The following is a 13,603-nucleotide window of genomic DNA, read 5'->3' as shown; positions in this document are numbered from 1 at the left end:
GGTTCACATTCCGCAGCGAGGTCACGATGCCCAACTTCATGCTGTTTCTCGCCACGTCGATCGCGATCACGTTCGCGCCGGGTCCCGACAACCTGCAGGTGCTCGCCCGCGGCATCTCGCAGGGTCGCGCGGCCGGCTTCGTCGCCGCGCTCGGCTTCACGGCGGGGATCCTGTTCCACACGACGCTCGCGGCGCTCGGCGTCGCGGCCGTGCTGCGTTCGTCGCCGGTCGCGTTCCAGATCCTGAAGCTCGCGGGCGCCGCGTACCTCGTGTGGATCGGCATCAAGGCGCTGCGCAGCCAGGGCCTCGCGAACGCGCATGCGCGGCCGCCGCAGCCGCTCGGCACGATCTTCCGGCAGAGCGTGATCGGCAACCTGATGAACCCGAAGGTCACGCTGTTCTTCGTCGTGTTCCTGCCGCAGTTCGTCGATCCGCACGGCGCGCAGAGCGTGACGCTGCAGATGTTCGAACTCGGCGCGCTGTTCATGCTGCAGACGGCCGCGGTCTTCTCGCTGTTCGGCGTCGGCGCGGGCATGATCGGCACGTGGCTGAAGCGCCGCCCGAAGGCCGGCGTGTGGCTCGACCGGATCGCCGGCGCGACGTTCATCGCGATCGGCATTCGCGTCGCGCTGAAGGATTGATGACGATGACGTTTCCGTGCATCGCGGCCGCGCGCCGCTTCGATCCGGCCGCGCACCTGCGTTTCGAGATCGCCGGCCAGGCGGTCGGCTGGGTGCGCCGCCAGGACGTCGCGAAGCTCGCGCGCTGGCCCGACGTGTTCGAGCTGACCGGCGAGCGCGTCGTGCTGTCGGCGCGCTACGATTCGGTCGACGCGCGCAGCATGGCGCTGGCCAGCGCGATCGGCGCGCTCGCCGCCGAAGGCGCGATTCCCGGCTGGCGCGACGAGATCTACGCGATCCGCAACCGCTTCGACGATCCGCCGCTCGCGTACATCGAGCGCGCCGCGTCGCGCTTCTTCGGCACGCAGACCTATGCGGTGCACGTGAACGGCATCGTAGAATATGCGGTTACGCCGGGCGAGCCGCCCGCCGCGGCTGCGCCGAAGATGTGGCTCGGCCGCCGCAGCGCGACCAAGGCCACCGACCCCGGCATGCTCGACAACGTCGTCGCGGGCGGGATCGGCTGGGGGCTGGGCGTTCACGAGACGCTCGCGAAGGAATGCTGGGAAGAAGCCGGCATTCCGGCCGACCTGGCGGCGCGCGCGATCGCGGGCCGCACGGTGCAGGTGCTGAATTCGCTGCCGGAAGGCACGCAATCCGAACTGATCTTCGTGTACGACCTGCCGCTGCCGCACGACTTCGCGCCACGCAACCAGGACGGCGAAGTGGCCGAGCACCTGCTGGCCAGCGTGCCCGAGGTGATCGGCTGGTTGCGCGAAGGCCGCGCGACGATGGATGCGAGCCTCGCGACGCTCGATACGCTGCTGCGCCACCGCTGGATTGCGGCGGCCGACGCGGCCGGCATCGACGCGCTGTTCGTACCGGCGGCGTGACGCGCGCCGAGCGCGCAGCCGCGCGGCGCGAACGGGCAATTTGACGAATACGGAAACAATGGGAGTAGCGGTCATGCCGACCGATCACAGCTTTATCTTGAAACTGTCGTGCCCCGACCGGCACGGCATCGTCCATGCGGTCTCGGGCTTCCTGTTCGAGCGCAGCAACAACATCCTCGATTCCGCGCAGTTCGGCGACAGCCGCACCAGCGAGTTCTTCATGCGCGTGCACTTCGAGCAGGACGGCGGCGGCGTGGATGCCGCGTCGGCGCTCGACACGCTTCGCAAGGAATTCGCGCCGCTCGCCGAACAGTTCTCGATGCGCTGGGAGCTGCACGATGCGGCCGTGAAGCCGCGCGTCGTGATCATGGTGTCGAAGATCGGCCACTGCCTGAACGACCTGCTGTTCCGCTATCGCACGGGCCAGCTGCCGATCGAGATTCCGGCGATCGTGTCGAACCACAAGGAGTTCTACCAGCTCGCGGCGAGCTACAACATTCCGTTCCATCACTTCCCGCTGATCGGCGGTTCGTCCGATGCCGCGAAGGCCGCGCAGGAAGCGCGCGTGCTGGAAGTGATCGACGAGCACCAGGCCGATCTCGTCGTGCTCGCGCGCTACATGCAGATCCTGTCGCCGAATATGTGCGAGCAGCTCGCCGGGCGGGCGATCAACATCCACCATTCGTTTCTGCCGAGCTTCAAGGGCGCGAAGCCGTACTACCAGGCATTCGACCGCGGCGTGAAGCTGATCGGCGCGACCGCGCACTACGTGACGACCGATCTCGACGAAGGCCCGATCATCGAGCAGGAAGTCGAACGTGTCGATCACAGCATGACGCCCGACCAGCTGACCGCGATCGGCCGCGACGTCGAGTGCGTGACGCTCGCGCGGGCGGTGAAGTGGCACGTCGAGCACCGGATCGTGCTGAACGGGACGAAGACGGTCGTGTTCCGCTGATTCGCCGGCCCCGGCAGGCCCGCGCCGCAAACGAAAACGCCGCGCCCTTCACGGGGCGCGGCGTTTTTGCTTTCCGCTGGCTGGCGGGCGGCTTCAGATCAGCCGCAGCAGGTACAGCTCGCGTTTCAGGTACGCATAGAAGATCGGCGCGGCGATCACGCCCGGCAGCCCGAACGCGGCCTCCATGATCAGCATCGCGAGCAGCAGCTCCCACGCGCGCGACTCGATCTGGCCGCCGATGATCTTCGCGTTCAGGAAGTATTCGAGCTTGTGGATGACCACGAGGAACGCGAGCGACGCGATCGCGGTGCCCATGCTGACCGACAGCGACACCGCGACGATCAGCGTGTTCGAGATCAGGTTGCCGATCACCGGCAGCAGGCCGACGATGAACGTGACGAGCACGAGCGTTTTCGACAGCGGCAGCCGCTGGTGGAAGATCGGCAGCGCGACGAGCAGGTAGATGCCGGTGAATGCCGCGTTGATCGCCGAGATCTTGATCTGCGCGAACACGATGCGGCGGAACGCGTCGGAGAAGCGCGACACGCGCATGACGAGCGCGGTCGACAGCGGCCGGCGCACCTTGCCCTGCTCGACGCCGATCGCGATCATCGCGCCGATGATCATCCCGAACAGCACGTGGCCGAAGCCGCGCGCGACGCTCTTGCCGCTTTGCTGGAGCTGGTCCATGTGCGAGTGCATCAGCACGGCCGCCTTCGTCTTCATCTGTTCGACGTCGACGGGCAGCAGATTGGCGATCCACGCCGGCGTGCGTGCGCGGGTCTGCTCGACGATCTGCATCAGCTGGTCGAGCAGGCTCTGCAGGTTCGGCACCGTGTGCTCGAAATGCTCGATGATGCCGATCGTCAGGCCGGTGAGCGCGCCGACGATCGCGATCGACAACAGCACGACGGCGACCCAGCGCGCGCGCATGCTGGTGGTGTGACGTTCGATCACGGGTGCGATCGTGTGGATCAGCTGATAGACGAGCAGGCCGGCGAGCATCCCGCCGAGCAGCCGGAGCTCGAGGACGAGCCACATCATGACGAGCGCGAAGAGATAGCTGCCGATCTCGAGTGCCGACAGCTTCGGCAGGCTCAAGTCGCTCGTCAGCCGCACGCTGCGCAGGTGCGGCTCGCGGTTCTGCGTGTCGCGCGACTCTTGTTGCTTCTCCATCGTGGATTCCTGTCGTCCGTGTGTCGTGCCGCGCAGCGCGCGGCAGCGTGCGGGCCGCCCGGCGCCGCACCGGATTGGTGCGGATGGCGAACCTTACGACCGTAAAGTATAGCTGCCATTATGGTCCGCAAACGGGCCGTTTGGCGCGTGGTGTAAACGCAGAAGGGAAAACGAGGAGGCGCGCGGCCGGACGGCCGCGCGCGGGCAGGGTGGAGCGGCGTCAGCCGGCCGCGACTTTGCGGGTCGGACGCTTGAGCAGCGGCGCGAGGTACTTGCCGGTGAAGCTCGCCTTCGTCTTCGCGACCTGCTCGGGCGTGCCTTGCGCGATGATCTGGCCGCCGCCGGCGCCGCCCTCGGGGCCGAGGTCGATCACCCAGTCGGCCGTCTTGATCACGTCGAGGTTGTGCTCGATGATCACGACCGTGTTGCCCTGGTCGCGCAGCCGGTGGATCACTTCCAGCAGCAGCGCGATGTCGTGGAAGTGCAGGCCGGTGGTCGGCTCGTCGAGGATGTACAGCGTGCGGCCGGTGTCGCGCTTGGACAGCTCCAGCGACAGCTTCACGCGCTGCGCCTCGCCGCCCGACAGCGTTGTGGCCGACTGGCCGAGGCGGATGTAGCCGAGGCCGACGTCGAGCAGCGTCTTCAGCTTGCGTGCGATGACCGGCACCGCGCTGAAGAACTCGTACGCGTGCTCGACCGTCATGTCGAGCACTTCGCTGATGTTCTTGCCCTTGTACTGCACTTCGAGCGTTTCGCGGTTGTAGCGCTTGCCGTGGCACACGTCGCACGGCACGTAGACGTCCGGCAAAAAGTGCATCTCGACCTTCAGCACGCCGTCGCCCTGGCACGATTCGCAGCGGCCGCCCTTCACGTTGAACGAGAAGCGGCCCGGATCGTAGCCGCGCTCCTTCGACGTCGGGACGCCCGAGAACAGCTCGCGGATCGGCGTGAACAGGCCCGTGTACGTGGCCGGGTTCGAGCGCGGCGTGCGGCCGATCGGCGACTGGTCGACGTTGATCACCTTGTCGAAGTGCTCGAGGCCCTCGATCGCCTCGTGCGGCGCCGGCTCGGCGGCCGAGCCGTACAGGTGGCGCGCGACCGCGTGATACAGCGTGTCGTTGATCAGCGTCGACTTGCCGGAGCCCGACACGCCGGTGATGCAGGTCAGGAGGCCGACCGGCAGTTCCAGATCGACGTGCTTCAGGTTGTTGCCGTGCGCGTCGACGATGCGCAGCATCCGCTCCGGATCGGGCGCGAGCCGCTCGTCCGGATACTCGATCACGCGCTTGCCGAGCAGGTACTGGCCGGTCAGCGACTGCGGATTCGACTGCACCTGCTTCGGCGTGCCTTCGGCGACCACGACGCCGCCGTGCTCGCCCGCGCCGGGGCCCATGTCGACCACGTAGTCGGCCGTGCGGATCATGTCCTCGTCGTGCTCGACGACGATCACCGAGTTGCCGAGGTCGCGCAGGTGCTTGAGCGTCGCGATCAGGCGGTCGTTGTCGCGCTGGTGCAGGCCGATCGACGGCTCGTCGAGCACGTACATCACGCCCGTGAGCCCCGAGCCGATCTGCGACGCGAGCCGGATGCGCTGCGCCTCGCCGCCCGACAAGGTCTCGGCGCTGCGCTCGAGCGACAGGTAGTCGAGGCCGACGTTGTTCAGGAACGTCAGGCGCGCGACGATTTCCTTGATCACCTTGTCGGCGATCTCGCGCTTCGCGCCGTCGAGCGTCAGCCCGTCGAAGTAGCCGAGCGCGTCGCGCAGCGGCCAGCCGCTGATTTCATAGATGCCGCGCGCGTAGTCGCCGGTGCCGATCCGCACGTGGCGCGCCTCGCGGCGCAGGCGCGTGCCGTCGCACGACGGGCACGGCTGGTTGTTCTGGTACTTCGACAGCTCTTCGCGCACCGCGACCGAATCGGTCTCGCGGTAACGGCGCTCGAGGTTCGGGATGATCCCTTCGAACACGTGCTCGCGGATCGTCGTGCGGCCGCGCTCGTTGATGTACGAGAACGGGATCGTCTGCTTACCCGAGCCGAACAGCAGCACCTTGCGGATCTTTTCGGGGAGATCCTCGAATGCGGCGTCGATGTCGAACTCGTAGAACGCCGCGAGGCTCTGCAGCATCTGGAAGTAGAACTGGTTGCGGCGGTCCCAGCCCTTCACCGCGCCCGCGGCCAGCGACAGCGACGGGTGCGCGACGACCCGCTTCGGGTCGAAGAACGTGATCTGGCCGAGGCCGTCGCATTCCGGGCACGCGCCCATCGGGTTGTTGAACGAGAACAGGCGCGGCTCGAGCTCCTGCAGCGAGTACGAGCAGATCGGGCACGCGAACTTCGAGCTGAACAGGTGCTCGTGATCGGTATCCATCTCGAGCGCGATCGCGCGGCCGTCGGCCAGGCGCAGCGCGGTTTCGAACGATTCGGCGAGCCGCTGCTTCATGTCCGGGCGCACTTTCAGGCGATCGACGACGACGTCGATCGTGTGCTTGTCGTTCTTCTTCAGCTTCGGCAGCGACTCGACCTCGTAGATCTTCGCGACGCCTTCGTTCGCGGCGCCGCCGCCCGAGCGCACGCGAAAGCGCACGAAGCCCTGCGCCTGCATGTCCTCGAACAGCTCGGCGTGCTCGCCCTTGCGGTTCGCGACGACGGGCGCGAGGATCATCAGCTTGGTTTCCTCGGGCAGCGCGAGCGCCGCGTCGACCATCTGCGACACGCTCTGCGCCTCGAGCGGGATGTCGTGGTCGGGGCAGTACGGCGTGCCGACACGTGCGTACAAAAGTCGCAGGTAGTCGTGGATTTCCGTGACCGTGCCGACGGTCGAACGCGGGTTGTGGGACGTGGCCTTCTGCTCGATCGAGATCGCCGGCGACAGCCCCTCGATCAGGTCGACGTCGGGCTTCTCCATCAACTGCAGGAACTGGCGGGCGTACGCGGACAGGCTTTCCACGTAGCGGCGCTGGCCTTCGGCATAAAGGGTGTCGAACGCGAGCGACGACTTGCCCGACCCGGACAACCCGGTAATCACGACCAGCTTGTGGCGCGGCAGGTCGAGATTGACGTTTTTCAGGTTGTGGGTGCGTGCCCCACGGATACGGATCTGTTCCATGAACCTGGCGAAAATGGAGGGAACCAAACCTGCTACTATAACGGCTTTTCGAGACCGTCGTTTACGGCCCCCAGCCTTTACAGCAGGTGGCAGCAAGGCGACACCTGCGCCGGGGAATGCGGTCGCGCCGCACGGTTCCGGGCGGCCCGCAGGCCGTCTGCATCCGGCCCCGACGCGTCGCCCGAAAGGCCGCCAGGCCGCCGGTCCTGATCTTCCGCCGCCCGCCGCCGGGCGGACATTCCGATCATTCGAAATTCATTCCCGATGTCCAATCCGTCTGCCACGTCTTCCCGCATGACTGCGCCCGAACTGCGCGCGACCACGTCGCTCGCGGCGATCTTCGCGTTGCGCATGCTCGGCCTGTTCATGATCATGCCGGTGTTCTCGGTCTACGCGAAAACCATCCCGGGCGGCGACAACGTGCTGCTCGTCGGGATCGCGCTCGGGGCCTACGGCGTCACGCAGTCGCTGTTCTATATCTTCTACGGCTGGGCGTCCGACAAGTTCGGCCGCAAGCCGGTGATCGCCACCGGCCTCGTGATCTTCGCGCTCGGCAGCTTCGTCGCCGCGTTCGCGCACGACATCACGTGGATCATCGTCGGCCGCGTGATCCAGGGGATGGGCGCCGTGTCGTCGGCGGTGCTCGCGTTCATCGCCGACCTGACTTCCGAGCAGAACCGCACGAAGGCGATGGCGATGGTCGGCGGGTCGATCGGCGTGTCGTTCGCGGTCGCGATCGTCGGCGCGCCGATCGTGTTCCACTGGGTCGGGATGAGCGGGCTGTTCGCGATCGTCGGCGTGCTGTCGATCCTCGCGATCGGCGTCGTGCTGTGGATCGTGCCCGATGCGGCGAAGCCCGTGCACGTGCCCGCGCCGTTCGCCGAGGTGCTGCACAACGTCGAGCTGCTGCGCCTGAACTTCGGCGTGCTGGTGCTGCATGCGACGCAGACGGCGCTGTTCCTCGTCGTGCCGCGCCTCTTGGTCGACGGCGGGCTGCCGGTCGCCGCGCACTGGAAGGTCTACCTGCCGGTGATGGGGCTCGCGTTCGTGATGATGGTGCCGGCGATCATCGTCGCGGAAAAACGGGGCAAGATGAAGCCGGTGCTGCTCGGCGGCATTCTGGCTATCCTGATCGGTCAATTGCTGCTGGGCAGCGCGCCGCATACCATCCTGATTGTGGCGGCGATTCTCTTCGTCTACTTCCTCGGGTTCAACATCCTGGAAGCGTCGCAGCCGTCGCTCGTGTCGAAGCTCGCGCCGGGTTCGCGCAAGGGCGCGGCCACGGGCGTCTACAACACCACGCAGTCGATCGGGCTCGCGCTCGGCGGCATCGTGGGCGGCTGGCTGCTGAAGCATGGGGGCGCGAACACGGTGTTCTACACGTGTTCGGGGCTCGTGGCCGCGTGGCTTATAATCGCGGCCAATATGAAGGCGCCGCCGCGCAAGGCCTGAACCTCACTCGGGCAGGCATCGGCAGCGCGCCGGCGTGCCCGGCGGGCCGTTCCGGCGACACACGGGGGCGGCCCGGCATCGAATTTACTGGAGAAACACATGGCATCCGTCAACAAGGTCATCCTCGTCGGCAATCTCGGCGCCGATCCTGAAGTCCGTTACCTGCCGAGCGGCGACGCGGTTGCGAACATCCGTCTCGCGACGACCGATCGCTACAAGGACAAGGCGAGCGGCGATTTCAAGGAAATGACCGAGTGGCATCGCGTCGCGTTCTTCGGCCGTCTGGCGGAAATCGTCAGCGAGTACCTGAAGAAGGGTTCGTCGGTCTATATCGAAGGCCGCATCCGCACGCGCAAGTGGCAGGGCCAGGACGGCCAGGACCGTTACTCGACCGAAATCGTCGCCGAACAGATGCAGATGCTCGGCGGCCGCGGCGGTTCGGGCGGCGGCGGTGGCGGCGGTGACGAAGGCGGTTATGGCGGCGGCTACGGTGGTGGTGGTGGCGGCGGTCGCGGCGAGCAGGCGGAGCGTGGCGGCGGCGGTCGTGCCGGCGGCGGCGGCGCGGCGCGTGGCGGTGCGGGTGGTGGCGGCCAGAGCCGTCCGAGCGCACCGGCAGGCGGCGGCTTCGACGAGATGGACGACGATATCCCGTTCTGATCGCCAGTCGCACCCTCGCATCACGATGGGCCCGAATATCCGAGTCAAGCCAGTCGCTTGGCCCGGGTTTTCGGGCCTTGTTTCGTTTACGTCGTTCCCGCCAGTCGCACGCCGGATGAACCGTGGCTGACGCACTCTCCGACCTCATCGCGCCCGATCTCGACGTCCTGTTCTGCGGGATCAATCCCGGCCTGCTCGCGGCCGCGACCGGCCATCACTTCGCGGGGAGAAACAACCGCTTCTGGCGCGTGCTCCATCTCGCCGGCTTCACGCCGACGGAAATTTCGCCGCTGGACGATCGCGAGATCCTCCGTTACGGCTGCGGGCTGACGGCCGTGGTGCCGCGGCCGACCGCGCGTGCCGATCAGCTTTCGCGCGCGGAATTCGCGGCCGCCGGCGCCGCGTTCCAGCAGAAAGTCGCGCAGCATGCGCCGCGCTTCGTCGCGTTTCTCGGCAAGGTGGCCTATTCGGCGCTGTCGGGGCAGCGCGAAGTCGCGTGGGGATTGCAGTCGGCCCGCATCGAGCATGCGCGGGTGTGGGTGCTGCCGAATCCCAGCGGGAGAAACCGCGCATTCGGGCTCGACGATCTGATCGATGCGTATCGCGAGCTTCATTTCGCGGCGATCACGGAGGGACACGATGCGACGCAGTAAGACGGTGGCTCCGTGGCCGGGCACCATCGTGCCGCGCGCATTCTTCGACCGCATGGCCACCGAGGTCGCGCCGCAACTGCTCAACAAGATCCTCGCGGCCGCGGACGGCCGGGCCGGCCGCATCGTCGAAGTGGAAGCGTATGCGGGCGCACTCGATCCGGCGGCGCACACCTATCGCGGCAAGACCCCGCGCAACGCGACGATGTTCGGGCCGCCCGGGCACTTCTACGTCTATTTCACGTACGGCATGCACTGGTGCTGCAACTGCGTGTGCGGCCCGGACGGCGCTGGAACGGGCGTGCTGATCCGGGCGCTGGAGCCGCTGCACGGACTCGAACAGATGCGTGCGGCGCGGCCGCCGCGCACGCGCGATCGCGACTTGTGCCGCGGGCCGGCCCGGCTGACGCAGGCGATGGGGATCGGCGGCGCGCAGGATGGCGTCGACCTGGCCGGCGCGCATCAAGGGTTCGCGATCGACGACGACGGGCTGGCGCCGCCCGCCGATCTGGCGGGCGGGCCGCGCATCGGCGTTCGCGTCGGCCAGGATCTCCCGTGGCGGTGGAGCGTGCCCGGCAACCGCTACGTATCGGGCGCGGTGCCGCGCGTGTGACGCGTGGCGCGCACTGTCGCGTCCAATTCGACCTGCGTCACGCGGTCGCCATGATTGACCCGCTAAGCTGGCCGTTTCGACGTTTCGAGCGAGGGGACACCATGCGGCGGGTCGTATTCAACCAGAAGGGCGGCGTGGGCAAGTCGACGATCGTCTGCAACCTGGCGGCGATCAGCGCGAGCGAAGGATTGCGCACGCTCGTCATCGATCTCGATGCGCAGGCGAACTCGACGCGCTACCTGCTCGGCGACGCGGCGGCCGACGCGCAACCGGGCGTGGCCGGTTTCTTCGAAACCGCGCTGACCTTCAACTTCCGGCCGGTCGACATCGCGTCGTTCATCCACGCGACCCCGTTCGACGGACTCGACGTGATGCCCGCGCATCCGGATCTCGACACGCTGCACGGCAAGCTCGAATCGCGCTACAAGATCTACAAGCTGCGCGACGCGCTCAACGAGCTCGACACTTACGATGCGGTGTACATCGACACGCCGCCCGCGCTGAACTTCTATACGCGCTCGGCGCTGATCGCGGTCGAGCGCTGCCTGATCCCGTTCGACTGCGACGATTTCTCGCGCCGCGCGCTGTACACGCTGCTCGAGAACGTGAAGGAAATCCAGCAGGACCACAACGCGGCGCTCGAAGTCGAAGGGATCGTCATCAACCAGTTCCAGCCGCGCGCGAGCCTGCCGCAACGGCTGGTCAACGAACTCGTCGACGAAGGGCTGCCGGTGCTCGCGTCGCGGTTGTCCGCGTCGGTGAAGATCCGCGAATCGCATCAGCAGTCGACGCCGGTGATCCATCTCGAGCCGACCCACAAGCTCGCGCAGGAATTCCGCGCGCTGCATCGCGAACTGGCCGGCTGACCCCCCGCTTCACCGCATCGACCAAGGCCGCTTCGAGCGGCCTCGTTTTTATCGCGACCGTAATTCATCCGATCATTGAATTCGTCATTAATAATCCAGAAAACGATTTCATAATAAATCCCGAAAAAACGATTACATCGGCGGCCACTCCATTTTTAATGAGGGCCGGTTTTCTAATAAACGGAATAATGGATTGGTAAATATTGCGCGATGTCACGATGCGCTATGCTGTAAAAAGGTAAAAAGGCATTGCGGGGCGGAGCGTGCGGGCATCCTGCCCGCGATGTCGGCGCGCCGGGCTACGGCGGCCGCTCTAAAGGGTAATAAGGGTTTATACCTATCATTAATGCCATTTAATTGACAATTAATCGCTCTAAAATGACTTCCTTCAACCGCTCGTGCTCAAACAGGTACGGGTCGTCAATAAGGAAGCGCTGTCGATCAAGCTTCCATTTTTCTTTACGTCGTCTCTCGCATTGCTAACAGGAGCGTGCCCGATGTCCGTATTTGCCCCCGAAAAACTCGCCGCCGATTATCAATCCGGTATCGCCGCCTGGTTCGCGATCGCCCGTCCGGCGATCCACGGTTTCGAGGCCGTCGTCGAACTCAACCTGCAAGCGGCCCGCACGGCGCTCGAGGAATACGAGGACAAGCTGAAGAACGCGTTCAACGGCAACAACCCGGCCGCGGGCTTCGCGCAGCAGGTCGCCGCGCCGCAGGAAGCGGCCGGCAAGGTCGTGTCGTATGGCCGCCATCTGTTCGACATCGCGGTGTCGACGCAATCCGAGTGGGCGAAGGTCGCGCAGGCCCAGTACGAACAGAACGACAAGCGCCTGAAGGACGTGCTCGGCGAACTGTCGAAGCACGCACCGGCCGGCTCGGCGCCGGTGGTGGCCGCGCTGAATTCGGCGTTGTCCGCGGCGACCGCCGCGGCCGACTCCGTGCGTGCAGCGACGGGGCAGGCGATCGAAGCGGCGCAGAGCGGTTTCGATGCAGTCAGCGAAACGGCCACGCGCGGTGCCAAGCAGACGGCTGCGGCCGCCCGCAAGGACGCCGCGGCTGCGCGCGAATCGGCTGCGTGATCTGAACGCGTGCTGAACGCGTGTCGCGCGCAGGCGCGACACGCTTGATCGGCGCCGGACGGCGCCGGCGCCGCGTGTGCCACGCGGGGGCCGGCGAGCGTCCGATGCGCCGCAAGACGCCCGTGCACGGTTGCCCGTGCGGCGGTGTGTCGTGCCGCCGGTGCGAACAGGCGCCGCCCGCCAACACGGCGCGCGACCGCGACCGCGATCGCACCGGTTGGCCCGACGCGCGCCGTCGCCCCGTGCCGGCGTCACAACGACGAACTGATTTCGATGCAGGAATTGAACATGACGGATGTAGTGATCGTATCGGCCGCGCGGACCGCGGTCGGCAAATTCGGCGGCTCGCTGGCGAAGGTTGCGGCGCCCGAACTGGGCGCGACGGTGATCCGCGCAGTGCTGGAGCGTGCGGGCGTGAAGCCCGAGCAGGTCAGCGAAGTGATCATGGGCCAGGTGCTGACGGCCGGCTCCGGGCAGAACCCGGCGCGGCAGTCGCTGATCAAGGCGGGGCTGCCGAACGCCGTGCCGGGGATGACGATCAACAAGGTGTGCGGCTCGGGCCTGAAGGCCGTGATGCTGGCGGCGAACGCGATCGTCGCGGGCGACGCGGAGATCGTGATCGCGGGTGGCCAGGAGAACATGAGCGCGTCGCCGCACGTGCTGCCGGGCTCGCGCGACGGGTTCCGGATGGGCGACGCGAAGCTGGTCGACACGATGATCGTCGACGGGCTGTGGGACGTGTACAACCAGTACCACATGGGGATCACGGCGGAGAACGTCGCGAAGGAATACGGGATCACGCGCGAAGAGCAGGACGCGTTCGCGGCGCTGTCGCAGAACAAGGCGGAAGCCGCGCAGAAGGCCGGGCGCTTCGACGACGAGATCGTGCCGGTGTCGATTCCGCAACGCAAGGGCGAGCCGCTGCAGTTCGCGACGGACGAGTTCGTGCGTCACGGCGTGACGGCGGAGTCGCTGGCGGGGCTGAAGCCGGCGTTCGCGAAGGACGGCTCGGTGACGGCGGCGAACGCGTCGGGGCTGAACGATGGAGCGGCGGCGGTGCTGGTGATGTCGGCGCAGAAGGCAGCCGCCTTGGGCCTGACGCCGCTGGCGCGGATCAAGGCGTATGCGAACGCGGGCGTGGACCCGAGCGTGATGGGCATGGGCCCGGTGCCGGCGTCGCGCCGTGCGCTGGAGCGCGCGGGCTGGACGCCGGGCGACCTGGACCTGATGGAGATCAACGAGGCGTTCGCGGCGCAGGCGCTGGCGGTGCACAAGCAGATGGGCTGGGACACGTCGAAGGTGAACGTGAACGGCGGGGCGATCGCGATCGGCCACCCGATCGGTGCGTCGGGCTGCCGGATCCTGGTGACGCTGCTGCACGAGATGGTCAAGCGCGATGCGAAGCGCGGGCTGGCGTCGCTGTGCATCGGCGGCGGGATGGGCGTCGCGCTCGCGGTCGAGCGCGTCGGAGCAGCGGCCTGACGACACGGTTCGCTTTGCGGCGTGGGCCAGTGCCGCGGGCGAGCCGGA

12 protein-coding genes are annotated in these 13,603 nt (G+C 67.0%); 10 read left to right on the top strand and 2 right to left on the bottom strand.

What is annotated here, in order from left to right; translation table 11 throughout:
- Positions 1-26 precede the first annotated feature (26 nt).
- From DTA15_RS30505 to purU, 3 genes are all read left to right on the top strand, one after another.
- Positions 27-641, top strand: a complete 615-nt coding sequence (locus DTA15_RS30505) for a LysE family translocator (RefSeq protein ID WP_006483140.1) — start codon at positions 27-29, stop codon at positions 639-641.
- Positions 642-646: 5 nt separating this feature from the next.
- Positions 647-1,513, top strand: a complete 867-nt coding sequence (locus DTA15_RS30500) for an NUDIX hydrolase (RefSeq protein WP_006483154.1) — start codon at positions 647-649, stop codon at positions 1,511-1,513.
- 73 nt (positions 1,514-1,586) lie between these two features.
- Positions 1,587-2,471 (top strand): formyltetrahydrofolate deformylase, encoded by an 885-nt coding sequence (purU, locus tag DTA15_RS30495; protein WP_006483149.1) that lies wholly within the window; start codon positions 1,587-1,589, stop codon positions 2,469-2,471.
- 93 nt (positions 2,472-2,564) lie between these two features.
- On the opposite strand, the gene DTA15_RS30490 is transcribed toward purU, so the two are convergent.
- Both DTA15_RS30490 and uvrA read right to left on the bottom strand, forming a co-directional pair.
- A complete protein-coding gene (locus DTA15_RS30490) occupies positions 2,565-3,647 on the bottom strand; it encodes an AI-2E family transporter (protein WP_006483146.1) in 1,083 nt (360 codons plus the stop codon).
- A gap of 220 nt (positions 3,648-3,867) precedes the next feature.
- Positions 3,868-6,753, bottom strand: coding sequence for an excinuclease ABC subunit UvrA (gene uvrA / locus DTA15_RS30485; protein ID WP_006483142.1), 2,886 nt, complete (start codon positions 6,751-6,753; stop codon positions 3,868-3,870).
- Between the two features lie 264 nt (positions 6,754-7,017).
- Between uvrA and DTA15_RS30475 the strand changes: the two genes are divergently transcribed.
- The 7 genes from DTA15_RS30475 to DTA15_RS30445 all read left to right on the top strand — a co-directional run bounded on the left by DTA15_RS30475 (position 7,018) and on the right by DTA15_RS30445 (position 13,555).
- Positions 7,018-8,205: an MFS transporter gene (locus tag DTA15_RS30475; RefSeq protein ID WP_006483141.1), complete on the top strand. Its 1,188-nt coding sequence runs from the start codon at positions 7,018-7,020 to the stop codon at positions 8,203-8,205.
- A gap of 99 nt (positions 8,206-8,304) precedes the next feature.
- A complete protein-coding gene (locus DTA15_RS30470; RefSeq protein WP_012492400.1) occupies positions 8,305-8,862 on the top strand; it encodes a single-stranded DNA-binding protein in 558 nt (185 codons plus the stop codon).
- A gap of 122 nt (positions 8,863-8,984) precedes the next feature.
- Entirely contained in the window at positions 8,985-9,515 is a 531-nt protein-coding gene (gene mug / locus DTA15_RS30465) for a G/U mismatch-specific DNA glycosylase (protein WP_006491045.1), read from the top strand.
- Positions 9,502-10,125, top strand: coding sequence for a DNA-3-methyladenine glycosylase (locus DTA15_RS30460; protein WP_034178637.1), 624 nt, complete (start codon positions 9,502-9,504; stop codon positions 10,123-10,125). The genes mug and DTA15_RS30460 overlap by 14 nt, the downstream gene beginning before the upstream one ends.
- 101 nt (positions 10,126-10,226) lie before the next feature.
- Positions 10,227-10,991: a ParA family protein gene (locus DTA15_RS30455; protein WP_006491044.1), complete on the top strand. Its 765-nt coding sequence runs from the start codon at positions 10,227-10,229 to the stop codon at positions 10,989-10,991.
- 497 nt (positions 10,992-11,488) lie between these two features.
- Complete coding sequence (gene phaP, locus DTA15_RS30450) at positions 11,489-12,073, top strand: TIGR01841 family phasin (RefSeq protein ID WP_006491043.1); 585 nt, start codon at positions 11,489-11,491, stop codon at positions 12,071-12,073.
- Positions 12,074-12,361: 288 nt separating this feature from the next.
- Positions 12,362-13,555: an acetyl-CoA C-acetyltransferase gene (locus DTA15_RS30445; RefSeq protein ID WP_012492402.1), complete on the top strand. Its 1,194-nt coding sequence runs from the start codon at positions 12,362-12,364 to the stop codon at positions 13,553-13,555.
- Positions 13,556-13,603 lie beyond the last annotated feature (48 nt).

The organism is Burkholderia cenocepacia, assembly GCF_900446215.1.
GTDB classification, from domain to species: domain Bacteria; phylum Pseudomonadota; class Gammaproteobacteria; order Burkholderiales; family Burkholderiaceae; genus Burkholderia; species Burkholderia cenocepacia.
This window is presented reverse-complemented; position numbering and strand designations above follow the sequence as displayed.